This window comes from Sphingomonas sp. Sphisp66 (genome assembly GCF_047324325.1).
GTDB lineage: Bacteria > Pseudomonadota > Alphaproteobacteria > Sphingomonadales > Sphingomonadaceae > Sphingomonas.
The window spans coordinates 1086896-1104945 of sequence record NZ_CP168508.1 but is presented as its reverse complement, the minus strand read 5'-3'; the positions used below and the strand labels follow the sequence as shown (position 1 = coordinate 1104945).

Annotated in this window: 13 protein-coding genes; 1 reads left to right on the top strand and 12 read right to left on the bottom strand. The window is 66.5% G+C overall.

Annotated features, from left to right (window positions below; all coding sequences use genetic code 11):
- Positions 1–4: 4 nt before the first annotated feature.
- The 3 genes from kdpA to ACEN8G_RS05365 all read right to left on the bottom strand — a co-directional run bounded on the left by kdpA (position 5) and on the right by ACEN8G_RS05365 (position 2240).
- Positions 5–1705 carry a potassium-transporting ATPase subunit KdpA gene (kdpA, locus tag ACEN8G_RS05375; protein ID WP_413418005.1) on the bottom strand — a complete coding sequence of 567 codons (1701 nt, stop codon included), beginning with the start codon at positions 1703–1705 and terminating at the stop codon, positions 5–7.
- 12 nt (positions 1706–1717) lie between these two features.
- Positions 1718–1807, bottom strand: a complete 90-nt coding sequence (locus ACEN8G_RS05370; protein ID WP_183994309.1) for a potassium-transporting ATPase subunit F — start codon at positions 1805–1807, stop codon at positions 1718–1720.
- A 106-nt stretch (positions 1808–1913) separates the two neighbouring features.
- The gene (locus tag ACEN8G_RS05365) at positions 1914–2240 is read right to left on the bottom strand and encodes a hypothetical protein (RefSeq protein WP_413740750.1); all 327 of its coding nucleotides are present in this window, start codon (positions 2238–2240) and stop codon (positions 1914–1916) included.
- A gap of 174 nt (positions 2241–2414) precedes the next feature.
- Here ACEN8G_RS05365 and ACEN8G_RS05360 point away from each other — a divergent pair, with 174 nt between their 5' ends.
- Entirely contained in the window at positions 2415–4301 is a 1887-nt protein-coding gene (locus tag ACEN8G_RS05360; protein WP_413418000.1) for a potassium transporter Kup, read from the top strand.
- 222 nt (positions 4302–4523) lie between these two features.
- Here ACEN8G_RS05360 and ACEN8G_RS05355 read toward each other — a convergent pair whose 3' ends face one another.
- From ACEN8G_RS05355 to ACEN8G_RS05315, 9 genes are all read right to left on the bottom strand, one after another.
- Positions 4524–7850: a TonB-dependent receptor domain-containing protein gene (locus ACEN8G_RS05355; RefSeq protein WP_413417998.1), complete on the bottom strand. Its 3327-nt coding sequence runs from the start codon at positions 7848–7850 to the stop codon at positions 4524–4526.
- Between the two features lie 496 nt (positions 7851–8346).
- A complete protein-coding gene (locus ACEN8G_RS05350; protein WP_413416156.1) occupies positions 8347–9381 on the bottom strand; it encodes a LacI family DNA-binding transcriptional regulator in 1035 nt (344 codons plus the stop codon).
- Between the two features lie 195 nt (positions 9382–9576).
- Positions 9577–11139, bottom strand: a complete 1563-nt coding sequence (locus tag ACEN8G_RS05345) for a carboxylesterase/lipase family protein (RefSeq protein ID WP_413416155.1) — start codon at positions 11137–11139, stop codon at positions 9577–9579.
- Complete coding sequence (locus tag ACEN8G_RS05340; RefSeq protein WP_413416154.1) at positions 11136–12467, bottom strand: methyl-accepting chemotaxis protein; 1332 nt, start codon at positions 12465–12467, stop codon at positions 11136–11138. Before ACEN8G_RS05340 ends, ACEN8G_RS05345 begins: the two co-directional genes overlap by 4 nt.
- Before the next feature lie 45 nt (positions 12468–12512).
- Positions 12513–13520: a PfkB family carbohydrate kinase gene (locus ACEN8G_RS05335; protein WP_413416153.1), complete on the bottom strand. Its 1008-nt coding sequence runs from the start codon at positions 13518–13520 to the stop codon at positions 12513–12515.
- Positions 13517–14272 carry a 2-dehydro-3-deoxy-D-gluconate 5-dehydrogenase KduD gene (kduD, locus tag ACEN8G_RS05330; RefSeq protein ID WP_413416152.1) on the bottom strand — a complete coding sequence of 252 codons (756 nt, stop codon included), beginning with the start codon at positions 14270–14272 and terminating at the stop codon, positions 13517–13519. Before kduD ends, ACEN8G_RS05335 begins: the two co-directional genes overlap by 4 nt.
- A gap of 142 nt (positions 14273–14414) precedes the next feature.
- Positions 14415–15257, bottom strand: a complete 843-nt coding sequence (gene kduI / locus ACEN8G_RS05325; RefSeq protein ID WP_413416151.1) for a 5-dehydro-4-deoxy-D-glucuronate isomerase — start codon at positions 15255–15257, stop codon at positions 14415–14417.
- 11 nt (positions 15258–15268) lie between these two features.
- The gene (gene uxaC / locus ACEN8G_RS05320) at positions 15269–16717 is read right to left on the bottom strand and encodes a glucuronate isomerase (RefSeq protein WP_413416149.1); all 1449 of its coding nucleotides are present in this window, start codon (positions 16715–16717) and stop codon (positions 15269–15271) included.
- A 16-nt stretch (positions 16718–16733) separates the two neighbouring features.
- A complete protein-coding gene (locus ACEN8G_RS05315; RefSeq protein WP_413416148.1) occupies positions 16734–18044 on the bottom strand; it encodes an MFS transporter in 1311 nt (436 codons plus the stop codon).
- Positions 18045–18050 lie beyond the last annotated feature (6 nt).

Here is an 18050-nt window from a genome sequence, read left to right as displayed (position 1 = left end):
GACCTCAGAAGAGCTGGCCGTGGATCATCGCGAGATGATCGGCGATGGGACCGAGCGCGAGGCTGGGGAGGAACGTGAGTCCGCCCAGGATCAGGATGATGCCGACGAGCAGGCCGATCCAGAGCAGGCCGGTCGTCGGGAACGAACCCGCGCTTTCCGGGTGCACCTTCTTCGCGGCCAGGCTGCCGGCGATGGCGAGCACCGGCACGATGATGAAGAAGCGGCCGATCCACATCGCGACGCCGAGCAACCCGTTGTAGAAGGGCGTGTTCGCGCTCAGGCCGGCAAAGGCGGAGCCGTTATTGGCCGTGGCGGAGGTGAAGGCATAGAGGATCTCGCTGAAGCCGTGCGGCCCCTTGTTGAGCGGACCCGCCAGGCCGGCCGGCAGCACCGAGGCGAGCGCGGTGAAGCCCAGGATCATCAGCGGCAGCACCGCGATGGCCAGCACCGCGAGCTTCACTTCGCGGCTCTCGATCTTCTTGCCGACATATTCCGGCGTGCGGCCGACCATCAGGCCCGCGACGAACACCGCGAGGATGGCGAAGAGCAGGAAGCCGTAGATGCCTGCTCCGACGCCGCCGATCACCACTTCGCCCAGCTGCATGTTGAACAGCGGGATCAGGCCACCCAGCGGGGTCAGGCTGTCGTGCATCGCATTGACCGCGCCGCACGATGCCGCCGTGGTCACCACGCTGAACAGCGCGCTGGCCGCGATGCCGAAGCGGACTTCCTTGCCTTCCATGCTGCCGCCGGCCAGGCCCAGCTGGTGGAGCATCGGAGTGCCCGCGGCTTCCTGCCAATAGGTGATGGCGGCACCGCCGACGAACATCACGAGCATCGCGGCAAGGATCACCCAGCCCTGGCGCGTGTTCCCCACGGCCTTGCCGAAGGTGTAGGTCAGGCCTGCGCCGATCGCGAGGATCGACAGCATCTGGATCAGGTTGGTCAGCGCGCTCGGGTTCTCGAACGGGTGCGCCGAATTGACGTTGAAGAAACCGCCGCCATTGGTCCCGAGCATCTTGATCGCTTCCTGCGAGGCGACCGGACCCATCAGGATGGTCTGCTTGGCACCTTCCAGCGTGGTCGCGTCGACCGAGCTCAGGAAGGTCTGCGGCACGCCGCTGGCGATCAGGTAGACCGCATAGACTATGCACGCCGGCAGCAGCACGTAGAGCGTCACCCGGGTCATGTCGGCCCAGAAATTACCGATGCCGTTCGCCTGCTTGCGGGCAAAGCCGCGGAACAGCGCGAAGGCGACTGCGATGCCGGTGGCCGCCGACAGGAAGTTGTGGATCGTCAGGCCGAGCATCTGGCTCAGGATCGACAGTGTCTCGCCCGAATAGCTCTGCCAGTTGGTGTTGGTGGTGAAGCTCACCGCCGTGTTGAAGGCGAGGTCCGGCGACTGGCCGGCCAGCCCGCGCGGATTGAGCGGCAGCAGGTCCTGGAAGCGCAGGACGAAATAGGTGAAGGCGAAGGTCGCGACCTGGAAGGCCAGCATGTGCAGCGCGTAGCGGCGCCAGCCCTGCTCGGCATTGGGGTCGACGCCCGCGAGCTTGTAGAAGCCGTGCTCGACGGGGCCGAGCACGGTGTGGAGCGGCGTGCGCCGCCCTTCATAGATGGCGAACAGCCACAGCCCCACCGGCTTCGCGAGCGCGACAAGGATGAGCGTGAAGACGAGGATCAGCATCCAGCCTTGGACGGTCATGGAGATTTCCGATCAGAAGCGCTCGGGCCGGACGAGCACGGCCACGAGGTAAAGGAGCAGGCCCAAAGCGGTGAGCCCGGCGAGAATGAGCGGCAGCGGCATGGCGGTTCTCCTCAGGCCCGGTCGCAGAGGCGGACAAAGCCGAGGGTGAGCAGGACCAGCCCTGCGAGTGCCCCCAGCCAGATCAGGTCGTTCATGATTTTCTTCCCTATTTCGAACGGGGTACGTCGAAGCGCGATCTGTCGAAGCGCCCCTTGTCAAAGCGAACGTGGCGGGGCGGCACCGGGATGAGGCGGAATAGGCCCGGCCCCTCGATCAGCAGCGCCCAGCCCAGCATCCAGGCAGCGACGGAGGAGACTGCCTCGCCGAATTCGGCGGGGCTGGCGCTGTGCTCGGGTGGGCGATGCATCGAGACGACCAGCGCCCACACCGCGAGCGCACAGGCACCGAGCAGCAGCGCGCCGCCCAGCCGGAGCCCGAGCTGGGCACGCCAGCCGCCGGTTCCTTCCTCCAGATGACGCAACGACAAACCCACGGTGAAACTCCCACATTGTCGCGTGGCGATGTGGTCCGGGGGGGAGTTAAGGTTCCACGGGGAAGTTGGTACCCACCATAAAGATTCCATAAAATCGTTGGCTGGGGCCGGAACCTCTGGATACTAGGCGGGTTCGAGGGCGCCGAGGGCGGTGCCGGAAGTGAAAGCTACGCCTTGGACACCACACATTCGGCCGAACCCGGCCATCAGGATCGGCTCGGCACCCTGGCGGTAGGCGCGATCGGCGTGGTGTTCGGCGATATCGGCACCTCGCCGCTCTATTCGCTCAAGGAAAGCTTCATCGGCCACCACCCGCTGGCGGTGGACCGGGCGCACATCTTCGGGGTGCTGTCGCTGGTCTTCTGGACGATGATGCTGGTGGTGACGGTCAAGTATGTCTTCATCATCCTGCGCGCGGACAACAAGGGCGAAGGTGGCAGCCTGGCGCTGCTCGCGCTGATCCAGCGCAAGCTCGGCGAGACGCGCTGGACGCCCTGGATCGCCGCGCTGGGCGTGACCGCCACCGCGCTCTTCTATGGCGACGCGATCATCACGCCTGCAGTCTCGGTGCTGTCCGCGGTGGAAGGCCTCGCCACCGTCCAGAGCTCGCTGTCCGAGCTGGTGCTGCCGATCAGCATCGTCATCCTGATCGGCCTGTTCGCGATCCAGTCGCACGGCACCGCCCGGGTGGGGAAGCTGTTCGGTCCGGTGATGGTCTTCTATTTCCTGGTGATCGCGGTGCTCGGCGCCTTCGGCATCGCCAAGAACCCCGAGATCCTCTGGGCGCTCAACCCCTGGTACGCGCTCAACTTCTTCACGCTCGATCCGCTGCTCGCCTTCCTCGCACTCGGCTCGGTGGTGCTGGCGGTGACGGGTGCCGAGGCGCTCTATGCCGACATGGGCCATTTCGGCCGCAAGGCGATCATGGTCTCCTGGCTCTACATCGCCTTCCCCTGCCTGATGCTCAACTATCTCGGCCAGTCGGCGCTGCTGCTCAGCCATCCCGCAGCGGTGGAAAACCCGTTCTTCCTGCTGGCACCCGACTGGGCCCGCCTCCCCCTCGTCATCCTGGCGACGATGGCGACGGTGATCGCGTCGCAGGCGGTGATCTCGGGCGCCTTTTCGGTCACCCAACAGGCCGTCCAGCTCGGCTTCCTGCCCCGCCTGCGCATCCTCCACACCAGTGCGAAAGCGGCGGGCCAGATCTATGTCCCGCTGGCCAACTGGCTGCTGCTGGTCATGGTCATCCTGCTCGTCCTCGGCTTCCGCAGCTCGAGCAACCTCGCCGCGGCCTATGGCATCGCCGTCACCGGCACGATGTTCATCACCGCCTGCATGCTCGGGGTGCTGACCTTCGCGGTGTGGAAATGGCCGCCGGTGGTCGCCGGGCTGGTCACCGGCGGCTTCCTGCTGATCGACGGGCTCTATTTCGCCTCGAACGTCACCAAGATCCCCGATGGCGGCTGGTTCCCGCTGCTCGTCGCCGCGATCGCCTTCACCCTGCTCACCACCTGGGCGACCGGCCGCAAGCTGGTCCGCGCCCGGCTGCACGAGGGGGCGATGCCGATCCAGGTCTTCATCCAGTCCGCCGGCCATTCGGTGCAGCGCGTGCCCGGCACCGCGGTGTTCCTCGCCAGCACCGACGACATTCCCCCGGCCCTGCTCCACAACCTCAAGCACAACAAGGTGCTGCACGAGCGCGTGGTGATCCTCACCGTGGCGATCGAGCAGGTGCCGCACGTCGCCCCTGAGGCCCGCAACGACGTGACCCAGCTCGGTGCCGGCTTCTATCGGGTCGTCCTGCACTATGGCTTCATGGACGAGGTCGATATCCCCGCCGCGCTGCGCGGACTGGGTGCCGAGGCAGGCGAGCCGTTCAAGCCGATGGAGACCAGCTATTTCCTCGCCCGCCAGACGCTGATCGCCTCGTCACGCCCCGGCATGGCGATCTGGCGCGAGAAGCTGTTCGCCTGGATGGTCCGCAACGCCGAAAGCGCAATGGAGTTCTTCAAGCTGCCGACCAACCGGGTGGTCGAATTGGGCAGCCAGGTGGAGATTTAGCCCCACCCCTCCTCCCAATCGTCATCCCGGCGAAAGCCGGGATCTCATGCGGTTCCTTCCCCGCGCCACGGCACGAGATCCCGACTTGCGTCGGGATGACGGCTATCCACACACAAAGCTGCCGGCGCACGGAGGCGTGACGCCGGCCAGGAAGCAAGGGAATTGCCGGGGGCCAGAATGGAGCGGCACCGGCCGGTACCGCTCCACGCCCTCCCCCGAAGGTCAGAAGGTCATGCGCAGGCCGGCGGTGATGATCCGCCCGGTGCTGGCATAGGTCTGCGAGACCGGGTTCGCCGCATACATGGTGCGATACTGCGGCGAGTTGGTCATGTTGCGGCCCTCGACCGACAGCTTGGCGAAGTCGGTCACCGCATAGGACAGCGCGAAGTCGATGTTCAGCTGGTCCTCGTTATAGCCGAAGTCCGCGAACACCGGCGAGTTGCAGGGGCCGCCGCCGACGGTGGTGGTGCCCACCGAGCAGGTGCCGGTCGAGAGCGGGAAGCGGTTCACATAGCGGGCGCGCCACGAACCCGAGACGCGCGCCGAGAACTTGCTGTCCTCGTAATAGAGCGTCGCGTTGAACGCGTCCGGCGAGGTGTTGAGGAACGGCCCCTCGGCATAGCTGTTCACCGCCGTGCCCGAGATCGTCTGGCTGGTGTTGAGCACCGTGCCGGTCAGATAGCTCAGGTTCGAGTCGATGTGCGTGTAGTTCGCCGTTACGCCGAAATGCTTGAGGAAGCCGGGCAGGAAGAAGAAGTCGGTCTGCAGATTGACTTCGATGCCCTTGATGTCGCCACCCGGCGCATCCTTGAACTGGCGGATCGCCCAGGTGCCGCCCGCCGTGGTGTAGTTGAGCAGCGCGGGATTGGTGATGAAGCCAAGCACCTGCTGATAGACTTCCGGCTCGAACACCGCGCCCAGCGGCGCCTCGAGCGCGACCTGCTGCGGGAAGCTGTCGATCTTCTTCTTGAACAGGTTCACCGCGATCAGGCCGTTATGCGCGAAATACTTCTCGACGCTCAGGTCGAGATTGGTCGCGCGGAACGGGTTGAGATAGGGATTGCCCACGGTCAGCGACGGCGCCGTGCCATTGGCGTTCAGGCTGGTGGTGAATGCCGTGGTGCCCGGCGTCAGGCTGGAGAGCTGCGGCCGCGACATCACCTTCGACGCAGCGAAGCGGACGAGCAGGTCGTCCATCACCTCCCAGTTCGCGTTCATCGAGGGCAGCCAGTCCCAATATTCGTTCTTGGCGGTCACCGCCAGGCCGGCGACGCCGTCCGCGCCACCGACATTGCCCGCGCCCGAGACGCGGGTATTGGCGACGCGCAGGCCGACATTGCCGCGCAGCGGACGGCCGAGCAGGTTGACGTTGTAGTCGACCTGGAAAAAGCCCGACACGTCATTCTCGGTCACGCCCGAACGCTGGCGGCCATCGACCACGGCACGGAAATCGCCCCATTTGTTCACGCAGTTGCAGTTGATGCCGAACTGGCTGATGAACTTGTTGATGTCCGGCGCATAATAGCTGGTCGGCGTGCCCTGGGTCACGTTCAGGCCCTGGCCGAAGCCGATCGTCTGGCCCAGATCGGTGATGTTGAGCTTCGCCTCCGCCAGCGTCGGGTTGATCGCCTCGATCGACTGGTTGCGGCGGCCCTGGTCGCCTTCATAGGAGAATTGCTTGGCCGTGCCGCCGAAGCGGATCGACATCTCGGGCAGCGCTTCGTAGGTGAAATTGACCCGCGCCACCTTGAACTCGTTGTCCACCGTGTTGGTGAAATAGCGGATCGTCGACAGGCCCTTGACCAGCGACCAGTTGTTCGGGTTCGCCACGTCGAAGCCGGGGTTGAACACCGGCATCTTGCCGCCGTCGCGCTCGTCGAACGTATAGCCATCGCGGTCGATCGCGTTGAACTCGGCGAGCAGGCCATAGGCGCGGAATTCGGACTTGGACCAGCCGCCGGTCGCATCGGCATAGAAGCCCGGCGCGAATTCCTGGTGGACGTTCAGCGTCACCTGCTTGAAGTCGGTTCGGCCGAACTGGGTGTCGGCGAAGCTGCGCCAGTCGACGTCGTCGAGGATCAGATAATCGGCCTGGCCGGCACCGTTGACGTGCGCCGCGCGGATCTTGGTGTTCGGGCGGCCGAGCAGCTCGTTGTAATAGCCGGTCTGGTTCGCCGTCGCGACATAGCCCGGCGAGGCCGGATTATTGTAGTAATCGAACGGGTTGAGGTTGTTCGGGTTGAGGCTGTTGAGGTAGCCCGGCAGCGCCGCCTGGCCGACGCCATTGCCTGCCTGCTCGCCATTGCAGTCGATGATCGCGCTGGGCACGCAGTTCGCATAAAGCGCGACGCGGTCGGCATTGCCGTTGGTGGTGCCGATCGCACGCAGGCCGGCGCTGCCCGTTCCGATGACGCGGGCATTGGTGCCGTTGCGGTTGAGGCCGATGGGCGTGATGCCGGTGTTGTTGCTGTTCTGGTCGTAGCGCGACCAGACACCATCCAGCGTGATTTCGGTGCCGGCGCTCGGCTTCCACTGCATCGTCGCGGTGGCGCCGATCCGCTCATAATCGAGATACTGGCGGCCGATCGAGGGCAGGCCCGGGATGATCGTGGTCGGCGTGACCAGCGCATAGGCGGCCGGATCGGAGCCGAAGGTCGCGCCGGTGCCCTGGTTGCTCGGGCGCGCGAAGCCGAACACGTTCGGAGTCACGCCGGCGATCTGCGAGTTGCGATAGGCATATTCGAACACGCCGATATTGCGGCGATAGGCGTCGATCTGCTGTTCCTGCTTCTGATAGGCGCCGGAGACCAGGATGCCGAAATTGTCGGTCACCCGCACCGATGCCAGGCCGGTGAAGCGCGGGTTCCACTTCTTGCCGTTCTCGCGATACTCGGCCTCGGCACCCACCGCGAAGCGGTTCTTCTTGTACGAGAGCGGCCGGCCGGTGGTCAGGTCGATGATCGCGCCGAGCGAGCCCTCGTCATTCTCGGCCGCGGTCGACTTGGTCACCTTGATGCCGCCGAACAGCTCCGAGGCGAAGGTGTTGAAGTCGAAGCCACGCGAGCGGTTGGCGCCGGCGTCGGACTGGTTGCCGCCCGCGACGTTCTGCGCGTCGGCACCGTTCAGGCGCACCGCCTGGAAATCGCCGCCCAGGCCGCGCACGGTGATCGTGCGGCCCTCGCCATTGTCGCGGTCGATCGAGACGCCCGGCAGGCGCTGGATCGATTCCGCCAGGTTCGCATCCGGGAAGTCGGCGATGTCCTCGGCGGTGATCGCATCGACGATCTGGTTCGAGTTGCGCTTGATGTTGACCGAATTGGCCAGCGAGGCGCGGAAACCGGTGACAACAATCGAATCGCCGCTCTCGGTCTGGTCCTGCGGGCGCGCCTGCGGATCGTCCTGGGCAGCGGCGGTGACCGCGGTGGTCGCCCCGGTGGTCTGGGCCCAGGCCGGCGCGGCCATCAGCAGCGCCATGCCGAGCGCGCCCAGCGCCGTCGTGCCACGCAGCGCGGAACGGCGCAGGGCCAGAGTGTCAGCGGTAGAAATCATCGATATCCTCCCCAAGGATCTTTCATCGACAAGCACTGGTCGATGCGCCCCGGGAAGCCTGGAATCAGGGTACGACATAGCATCGCGGAAAACGACCTCCGTCGCCCCGCAAGTTTCCAGCCATGTCGCGACTTGCCCCCTCCCACGCCCCTTTGTGCGAATCTTCTCGTCCGCTTGGGCGCAAGCGTATCAGTCACGCTTGTTCACCCTATTGATCACGCTACCAATCACCGATGTCAACCGGTGTCATTGAAGAAAATGTCACAATCGGGGGATTGCGGCATTTCAGCAACATCGGGGAAATGCCGGCGTGCAGCGCCCAAATCCAGCGCGGGCACGCTCTTCTACCTCCCCTCCCTGCAAGGGAGGGGTCGGGGGTGGGTTGCGAGCGCAGCGAGCCCAGCCGACCGGTAGCCGAAAACAGAAAAGGCCGGGCATCGAGCCCGACCTTTTCTAACCCACCCCTAGCCCCTCCCTTGCAGGGAGGGGAATGCAGCTACCCCTCGCGCGGCGGGGCGACCGAGGCGCGGTGGATCAGCGTCGAGGGGAAGAGCGACGGCTCCTCCACGGCGCTGCCATCGTCCCCGAAGAACTCGGCGAGCAGCTTGAGCGCCGCCGATCGCGCCATCGAGATGATCGGCCAGTGCACCGTGGTGAGCGGCGGCCAGATGTGCGAGGCGATGGCGGTGTCGTCGAAGCCGACGATCGACAAATCCTCGGGCACGCTCATCCCGCGGCGGCGCGCGGCGTGGAGCGTGGCGGCGGCCATCTCGTCGTTCGACGCGAAGATGGCGGTGGGGCGCGGCGACAGGTCGAGCAGCCGGTCGGCGGCGGCGAGCCCGGTCTCGAACGTGTAGTTACCGTCCGCGATCAGGCTGCGCGGCAGCTTGATCCCCGCCTCTTCCAGCGCATTCTCGAATCCCTTCCGGCGTTCGCGGGCGGAGCGGAACCCGTGCGGCCCCGCGATCAGGCCGATGCGGCGATGGCCAAGCGAAATCAGATGGTTCACCGCCTCGGTCACCACGTCGCTATCGTTCGAGGCGACCATGTGCTCGGAGCTGTCCAGCGTCGCCGATCCCATGCGGACATAGCGGATGCCCAGCTCACGGCAGAGCTCGGCCACCATCTCGTTCTCCGAGACCGGCGGCAGGAACATCACGCCATAGAGGCGCTGACGCTCGAGGAAGTTGCGCACATCCTCGAGCATGGTCGAGCTGCCTCGGTCGATCGGGCGGACAATCAGCTCGAACTCGGTGTCGCGCATCGCCTCGAGCATGCCGGCCTGCACGTTCATCACCATCTGCGCGTTGGGATTGTCGTGGATCAGGCCGATCAGGAAGTTGCGCCGCAGCGCCAGCGCGCGCGCCTGGACATTGGGGACATAGCCCAGGTCGGCAATCACCTGCTCGACCTTGGCCCGGGTATCGCCGTTGAGCAGCGGCGAGCGATTGATCACTCGGCTGACGGTTTTTTTCGAGACGCCCGCGATACGCGCGACGTCGTTGATCGTGGGCTTTCCGGTTCTCTCCATCTGCCAACCATAATGGCTCGTGGGACAAAGACAAACCTGCTTGCGCGCGCAGCAATATGGAAACCGGTGTCATAAACTCTCACCGTCATCCCCGCGAAGGCGGGGATCCAGAGTTGCGGGCGAGCCGGCAGAGAAACCCTGGATCCTCGCCTCCGCGGGGATGACGATTAATTCGCGAGAATGACGATGGGCGCCTCAACTCCCGGGCTGGATGTACGGCACCCTGCCCCACAGCTCGCGCTCCCATTTGCGCGGGTCGTTGGCCAGCCGGCTCGGCGCGTCGAACAGCATCGTCGCGCGGTTGGGCAGCGTATAGGGCGCCCAGGCGGGTAGCCCCTTCGCCACCGGCCGCCCCGTCCGCGCCAACGCCGCGAAAGCGGCCATCACCTGCCCGCTAAGCTTCTGCGCCGCCGCTCCGGTGCCGGTGAACGATCCCGGCGCGTCGAGCGTGCCGAAGGCCAAGGCGATGTCCATCGTATGCGGCGCGCCTCGCTCCGGCTTTGTCGGCGACTGGAAGTCGACCTGATAGACCCAGGTCGCCTTCGCGCCGGCAGCAGCCCGGGCATCCGCCTCGAGCCATTGCCCCGGCCAGCTCCGCCCGGCGGTGGTGGCGCGGTAGAAGAGCTGCTCGGGCGTGTCCGAAGGGAAATGCGCGCGATACTGCCCCACCACCCATTCGGGCAGCAGGTCCATGCGCAACTCGGGCGCCATCCGCGCGGCGACATTGTCCCAGGTCAGGCCCTTCACCTTCGCCGAATTGGGATCGATGAAGGCGCGTGTCTCGTCATGCGTATTGCCGAGGATCATCGGGATCGACAGGCTCTGCGGATTGGCGTCGGGCCAGAAGGGGTGGCGAGTGAGCCATTTCATGTCGAGCACCGGCCCGAAATAGAGCCCCCCGCCCAGGATCGGATCGGTCGCGTCGAGCGCATCGACCAGCTTCTCGGTGGGCATGTCGAGCAGCGGCTGAAGATTGTCCTCCTTCACCCCCAGCTTCGCCAGATAGGCCTGGGCGCGCTTCGTGGCGTTGATCGGACCCGATGCGGTGACCTGCTGCCCGCTCATCGTCGCGGCGGAGTGGAACAGCCCTTTGGCCGCAGGCATGCCCATCAGTGTCGCGATCTTGGCGCCGCCGCCCGACTGGCCGAAGACGAATACCCGCCGTGGATCGCCGCCGAATGCCGCGATATTGTCCCGCACCCATTGCAGCGCCAGGATCAGGTCGAGCTGGCCGAGATTGCCGCTGTCCGCAAAGCGCGGATCGAAGCGGGCGAGGTAGAGATAGCCGAGCGCGTTGAGCCGGTGGTTGACCGTCACCACCACCACATCCTCAGTCGCAGCCAGCTTCGCACCGTCGTTGAGCGGCACGGTGACGGTGCCGTTCGAATAGGCGCCGCCATGGATGTAGAGCATAACCGGGCGCTTCGCCCCAGGGTTCGCGCCGGGCGTCCAGACATTGAGGAACAGGCAGTCCTCGGACTGGGTCTGGTCGCCCCTGCCCTGCGGACAGATCGGGCCATAGTCATGCGCGGGCACATTGACGCCCGGCGTCGCGAACGCCACCGGCGCGCGGAAGCGGGGCGCGTTGCCATAGCGGATGCCGCGAAAGCGCAGCATGCCGCCGCCGAGCGCGTCGCCCTCGAACCGCCCTGCCCGCGTCTCGACCACCGCTTCGCCCGAAGCCGCCCGCGCGATCAGCGGCGTAGCCGCCAGCGCCATGCCACCCGCCACCACGCTACGCCGTGTTACGCCACTCATTGGTCCGCTCCCGTCATGATATGTCCCGTCGCCTGTTCGATCCGGCCGAGTGCCTCACGGGTCAGCGCGACATGCTGCCCCGCCTCCTCGGCCTCGCTCGCCAGTCGCCCGACATGGCTGCTGATCGTCGCGATCAGCGCAGCGATCTCGCGCGAGGAAACCGCCGTCTCGTCGATCGAGGCGAGGATGCCCGACACGGTCGCCATCTGCGTCTCCATCGCGCCCGAGACCGCACGGACGCGCGCCAGCAACTCGGTGACCACGCCAAGGATCGCCCGGTTGGTCTCGGCCATCGCGCCGCTCGCCTGCTGCGCCTCGCGGATCGTCGCGGTGATGTCGCCGCTGGCATTGGCGGCCTGCTCGGCCAGGCTGCGCACCTCCTGCGCGACCACCGCGAAGCCGCGTCCGCTGTCCCCTGCCCGCGCCGCCTCGATGCTGGCGTTCAGCGCGAGCAGCTTGGTCTGATAGGCGACGCTGGAGATCAGCGTGACGACATCCTCGATCCGCGCGGTATGCGCCGCGAGCGCCTCGGCACTGCGCGCGCCCTTGGAAGCGATCGCATCGGCATTGCCCGCCACCTCGGCCGCCGCGGAGGCATCCTCGCGAGCCCGCTCATAGGCAGCGATCAGCCCGGCGGCGTTCTGCGCGGATTCGCCCATCGCCACCGCCGCCTGGTCCGCCGCCGAGGCGACCTCCGTGGCCGGCGCGCGCAGGCTGAGCAGGTCGGACGCCGTGCGCTCGGTGAACTGGGCGATCTCGCGGCTCGCCCTCGCCGTGCTGGCGATCGACTCGTTGAGCTCTGCACGCACCTCGGCCAGTTCCTGCCGGCGCGTCGCCTGCGCGCGCAGCCGCGCGATCTGGCGGAGCCGGCTGGCGATGATCTCGAACTCGATCACCGCGAGCTTCTGGGTGGCGCGGGTCAGCCGCTCGAGCTGGTCGGGATCGCGGCTCAGCTCGAAGAACAGCGCATGGATGCGCATCTGCGCGACCAGCATCGAGGCGGCGACGGTGGAGAATTCCAGCCCGTTCTCGGCGATGCGGTCGGCCTCGGCAACGATCCGGTCGATCCAGGCCTGGTCGATCGGCCGCGACAGCTTGGCGCGTGCATAATCGACCCGGCTCGCGACCAGCGCTTCAGGCACCGTATGCCCCTCGCGCCGCTCGAGCAGCTCGCGCGCCACCCCGGCGATGCGCGGCTCGATGAAGCGCCAGGCCTCGCCGAGCTCCGCCTCGAACCCCGCGTCTATCCCGTAGGACCGGCGCAGTTGCGCGGCATCGCATGTTTCCAGCGCGCCTTCAGCCGCGTCCGCGAAGAAAATCCCTCCCATCGGCCATCCCCACCCTTGCCGGGGCGATGTTTCGCCTCCGGTCGATCATCGGCGGACGTCGAGCCCGCCCTCGGCGAACGCGGCCAGGTCGGCGCGCGTGAACAGGCTCGCATCGCCCGGCAGCGAGTGCTTGAGCGCGGTGAGCGCCAGACCGGCATGTGCCGCGGCCTTCGCATCGCCATCGCTCTCGATCAGCCCATGCATCACCCCTGCGGCAAAGGCGTCGCCCGCGCCGATACGATCGACGATGCCGGCGATCAGAACTTCGTCGGTCTGGTAGCCGCCCGCCCTCGTATCGACCCGTGCCGAGATGCGATGGCTGTCGGCATCGTCGACATGGCGCGCGGTGTTGGCGATCGTCTGGAGCTTCGGGAAGGCCGCGAACGCCGCCTCCGCCGCCTCGCGCCGGCGATCCGGACCGTCGCCCGAGAACACGCGCCCGAGCAGCAGCGAAATGTCGCGGTGGTTGCCGAACAGCAGGTCGGCATGGCCGATAAGCTGCGTCAGCACCGCCCTGGGATCGCTGTCCCAGCTCTCCCACAGCTTCGCGCGATAGTTGCCATCGAACGACACCGGGATGCCGCGAGCACCTGCCGCCTCGGCCGCGGCGATCGCGGCAGCGGCAGTATTGTGGCCGAGCGCCGGGGTGATCCCCGACAGATGCAGCCGCGTGGCGCCCTGGAGCAGGACATCCCAGTCCCAGCTGTCCGCCGGGCGCCGGGCGAACACGGAGTGGGCCCGGTCATAGACGACCTCGGAGGCACGCAGCCCCGCGCCGGGCGTCAGGAAATACAGGCCCAGCCGGCCGGGCTCGGATGCGACCGTCGCGGTATCGACACCGCGCCGGCGCAGCTCGCCGATCACCGCGCCGCCCAGCGGATTGTCCGCCACCGCGCTGATCATCCGCACCGAATGCCCCAGGCACGCCAGCCCCGTGGCGACATTCGCCTCGGCCCCGCCGACATTCACTTCGAGCTTCGGCGTCTGGAGCAGCAGCTCGCGCCCCGGGGGCGAGAGCCGCAGCATCAGCTCACCGAAAAAGGCGATGCTCATCGCGCCAGCCACCCGCCATCGACCGCCAGGATATGCCCCTGGACATAGTCTGCGGCCGAGGAGGCGAGGAACACCGCCGCGCCGCCCATGTCCTCGGGCGAGCCCCAGCGGGCCGCGGGGATGCGCTCCGTGATCTGGCGGTTGCGCGTCTCGTCGGCCTGCAGCGCCGCGGTGTTGTTGGTGGCGATATAGCCGGGCGCGATCGCGTTCACGTTGATGCCCTTGCCCGCCCATTCATTGGCGAGCAGCTTGGTCAGCCCGCCGATGCCCGACTTGGAGGCGGTGTAGCTCGGCACGCGGATGCCACCCTGGAAGGTCAGCATCGAGGCGATGTTGATGATCTTGCCGCCGCCATTGGCGACCATGTGCCGGCCCGCGGCCTGGCAGAGGAAGAACACCGACTTGAGGTTGGTATCGACCACCGCGTCCCAATCCTCCTCGGTGAAGTCGAGGCTGTCGTTGCGGCGGATGATCCCGGCATTGTTGACCAGGATGTGGAGCCCGCCCAACTTATCCACAGCTTCGTCCACAACCCTGCCCACAGGCTCGATGGTCGAGAGATCGGCCGAGATGATCTCGGCGCGGCGGCCGAGCGCACGGACCTTCTCCACCGTTTCCTCAGCCGGCGTGCGGCCCACGGCGGCGACGTCCGCCCCCGCCGCGGCGAGCGCCAGCGCGATGCCCTGGCCGATGCCGGTATTGGCGCCGGTCACCACGGCAGTCTTGCCCGAAAGATCGAAGGGATTGGTCATTCTGAACTCCCCACCCTCGCCACTTTCGCTCCCCTTCCGCTTGCGGGAGGGGTCGGGGGAGGGCCTGAAACAACGGGAGGGCGTCACGTAAGGCCACGCCCTCCCCTGACCCCTCCCGCAAGCGGAAGGGGAACAAGAAGGCTTACGCCAGCTGGCAGATGTCCAGCACGTTCATGTCGGTATAGTCCTGGTTCTCGCCGGCCATCGCCCAGATGAAGGCATAGGCCTTGGTCCCCGAACCCATATGGACCGACCAGGGCGGGCTGATCACAGCCTCCTCGTTCTGGACCACGATGTGCCGCAGCGCATCCTCCTGGCCCATGTAATGGAACACCCGGTCCTTCGCGAGGTCGTCGAGCTCGAAATACAGGTAGATCTCGCTACGGCGCTCATGGATGTGCGGGGGCATGGTGTTCCATACCGAGCCCGGCTTCAGGACCGTCAGGCCCATCACCAGCTGCGCGCTGTCGCACACGCCCGGAATGACGAGCTGGTAGATCGAGCGCTCGTTCGATTCCTCCAGCGTGCCGCGGTCCAGCCGGTTGGCGTCGGCGATGCCGAGCTTGCGGGTCTGGAAGCCCTTATGTGCCGGGCACGAGACCAGGTAGAAGCGCGCGCCGTCGCCCGAGAACTGCACGTCCTTGGCGCCCATCGTCACGTACAGGCAGTCCTTGTTGCCGAGCGTGAAGCTCTCGCCGTCCACCGTCACGGTGCCTTCGACACCGCCGATGTTGACCACCGCCAGCTCGCGGCGCTCGAGGAAGGGGTGCCCCGCAGCCGAAGCCGGCTCGGTCTGGTCGGGCAACTTCACCGAACCGCCGGCGACTGCGACGCCGCCGATCACCATGCGGTCGGCATGGGTATAGTTGAGCACGACCTCGCCGTCGCGGAACAGGTCGGTGATCAGATAGCGGTCGCGCAGTTCCTCGTTCGAGACGCACTCCATCATGTCGGGGTGCGTGGCGTAATAGGTACGGTCGAACATGGGTGCTCCGTTCAGGCAGCGGCGGCGACAGGCGCCGGCGCGGGTTGGTCGAGCTTGTACGCCTTGCGCACCAGCCCGTTGGTAAGTTCGTGCGCCAGCTCGGCCGCTTCCCAGTCGAGCAGCCGCCCCTCGGCGACCAGTCGCGCAAGGAAGGCGCAATCGACGCGGCGCGCGACGTCGTGGCGTGCCGGGATCGAGAGGAAGGCGCGGGTATCGTCGTTGAAGCCGACGGTGTTGTAGAAGCCGGCGGTCTCGGTCACCTGCTCGCGGAAGCGGCGCATGCCCTCGGGTGAGTCATGGAACCACCAGCTCGGGCCGAGCTTCAGGCACGGATAATGGCCGGCCAGCGGCGCCAGCTCGCGGGCATAGACCGTCTCGTCGAGCGTGAAGAGGATGATCGAGAGATCGGTCGAGGTGCCGAACCGGTCGAGCAGCGGCTTCAGGCCGTGCACGTAATCGGTGCGCATCGGGATGTCCGCGCCCTTGTCACGACCATGGCTCTCGAACAGGCCGCCATTGTGGTTGCGGAAAGATCCCGGATGGATTTGCATGACCATCCCGTCCTCGACGCTCATCGCCGCCATCTCGGTCAGCATCTGCGCGCGGAACAGCTCGGCATCCTGCGGGGTCCAGCGATCCGACAAGATTGTGCGGAACAGCCGCTCGGCCTCATCCTTGCTCAGGTTGGCCGTGGCCGCCGTCGGGTGGCCATGGTCGGTCGCAGTCGCACCCGCAGCGCGGAAATCGGCGCGGCGCTTGCGGTGGGCGGCGAGATAACCGTCCCAGCTGTACACGTCCTCGCCGGTCTTCTCGGCGAAAATCTTCATCGCGCCGGCGAACTGCTCATGCTCGACGTCGATCACCGCGTCCGGGCGATAGGTGGTGACCACCCGGCCGTTCCAGCCGCTGGTGTGGATCGCGTGATGCGGTGACAGATCGTCCTGCGGCCCCTCGGTGGTGGCGAGGAAGCCGATGTTGAAGCGGTCGAACAGCGCGCGCGGCCTGAACGCGTCGCTCGCAAGCTTCGTGTTGATCGTGTCGTAATAATGATCCGCCGTGGAAGCATCGAGCGCCACGTCGAAGCCGAACACCTCGCCGAACACATGCCCCAGCCACATCGCCGAAGGCGTGCCGCGGAAGAGGTAGGTATGCTCGGCGAAGGTCCGCCACGCCGCTCGCGGGTCGGTCGCCGGCATGCCGGCCTTGCTCGGCACGCAGAGCGAGTCGAGCGACACGCCCTGCGAATAGAGCATGCGGTAGATGTAATGATCCGGCGAGAGCAGCAGCTCGGTGGCATTCGACCAGTTGGTATTGGTCGAGAACCAGGTCGGATCGGTATGCCCATGCGGGCTGATGATCGGCAGCCCGGCCACCTCGGCATAGAGCGCACGCGCGATACTCCGCGAACGATCCTCCGCCGGGAACAGCCGGTCAGGGTCAAGCTTCAGGGGCCGGGCCATCTCTCAATCCTCTCGGTTACACGACGTCCGCGCGCTCGAGGCGCGGCGACAGCAGGTGGATCGAAAGCAGCGCCAGGAAATACGCCGCACCCGCGACGATGAAGAGCGGCGCATAGCTGCCGATCACGTCGAGCACATAGCCGGCGTACTTCGAGAAGACCATGCCGCCCACGGCGCCGACGGTGCCGCCGATGCCGATGACCGAACCCACCGCGAAGCGCGGCACGGTGTCCGACGGGATGGTGTAGAGCGTCGCCGAGAAGCTCTGGTGCGCCGCCGCGGCCACGCCGACCACGAACACGCTGAGCCACAGATTGCCGTAGAAGGTGGTGAACATCACCGGCAGCACGAAGCAGGCCGAGATCAGCATGGTCAGCTTGCGCGCCTTGTTCACGCTCATGCCGGTGCTCATCAGCTTGCCCGAGAGCCAGCCGCCCGCGATCGAGCCGACGTCGGAGATCAGGTAGATGGCGCCCAGCGCGATCGCCGCCGTCGGCGTGTCCCAGCTCGTCAGGTTGAGGCCATATTCCTTGCCCAGCCAGCTCGGCAGCCAGAACAGATAGAACCACCAGATCGGGTCGATGAAGAACTTGCCGAGCGCGAAGGCCCAGGTTTCCTTGGTGCGGAGCAGCTTGCCCCACAGGTTCTTCACCTTGATCTCGGGATCGGCCGGATCCTGAGTGATATAGGCGAGCTCGGTCGCGCCCACCCTGGGGTGGTCCGCCGGCTTGTCGCGGAAGATGGCGAGCCAGGCGATCAGCCAGATCACGCCGAACACGCCGGTGATCACGAAGGTCATGCGCCAGCCGAACGCGGGCACCATCGCCCAGATCAGCAGCGGCGTGAGGATCGCGCCGACGTTCGAGCCGGCGTTGAACAGGCCGACGGCGAAGGCGCGTTCCTTCGCCGGGAACCAGTCCGCCACGGTCTTCACGCCCGCCGGGAAATTGCCCGATTCACCGATGCCCAGGCCAAAGCGTGCCAGGGTGAACTGCATGACGCTGTGCACGCCGCCATGCGCCACGTGCGCGATCGTCCAGATCACCACCGCGATGGCATAGCCGAAGCGGGCGCCGATCGCGTCGACGATCTTGCCGAAGGCGAGATAGCCGATCGCATAGGCGGCCTGGAAGTAGAAGACGATGTTGGCGTAGTCGGTCTCGGACCAGCCGAGTTCCTTGGAGAGATCGGGCTTCAGCACCGCAATCATCTGCCGGTCGACATAGTTGATGGCGGTGGCGGCGAACAGCAGCCCCACGATCACCCAGCGGTAGCGACCGACGCGCGAAACCGCGCCGGAGACTGCCGCCTCTCCCTTACTCGCCATCATTCT

Coding starts and splice junctions, on each gene's coding strand:
- kdpA (WP_413418005.1), bottom strand. CDS start 1,705: ATGACCGTCCAAGGCTGGATGCTGATCCTCGTCTTCACGCTCATCCTT.
- ACEN8G_RS05345 (WP_413416155.1), bottom strand. CDS start 11,139: ATGAGTGGCGTAACACGGCGTAGCGTGGTGGCGGGTGGCATGGCGCTG.
- kduI (WP_413416151.1), bottom strand. CDS start 15,257: ATGTTCGACCGTACCTATTACGCCACGCACCCCGACATGATGGAGTGC.
- ACEN8G_RS05315 (WP_413416148.1), bottom strand. CDS start 18,044: ATGGCGAGTAAGGGAGAGGCGGCAGTCTCCGGCGCGGTTTCGCGCGTC.
- uxaC (WP_413416149.1), bottom strand. CDS start 16,717: ATGGCCCGGCCCCTGAAGCTTGACCCTGACCGGCTGTTCCCGGCGGAG.
- kduD (WP_413416152.1), bottom strand. CDS start 14,272: ATGACCAATCCCTTCGATCTTTCGGGCAAGACTGCCGTGGTGACCGGC.
- ACEN8G_RS05350 (WP_413416156.1), bottom strand. CDS start 9,381: ATGGAGAGAACCGGAAAGCCCACGATCAACGACGTCGCGCGTATCGCG.
- ACEN8G_RS05370 (WP_183994309.1), bottom strand. CDS start 1,807: ATGCCGCTGCCGCTCATTCTCGCCGGGCTCACCGCTTTGGGCCTGCTC.
- ACEN8G_RS05340 (WP_413416154.1), bottom strand. CDS start 12,467: ATGGGAGGGATTTTCTTCGCGGACGCGGCTGAAGGCGCGCTGGAAACA.
- ACEN8G_RS05355 (WP_413417998.1), bottom strand. CDS start 7,850: ATGATTTCTACCGCTGACACTCTGGCCCTGCGCCGTTCCGCGCTGCGT.
- ACEN8G_RS05335 (WP_413416153.1), bottom strand. CDS start 13,520: ATGAGCATCGCCTTTTTCGGTGAGCTGATGCTGCGGCTCTCGCCCCCG.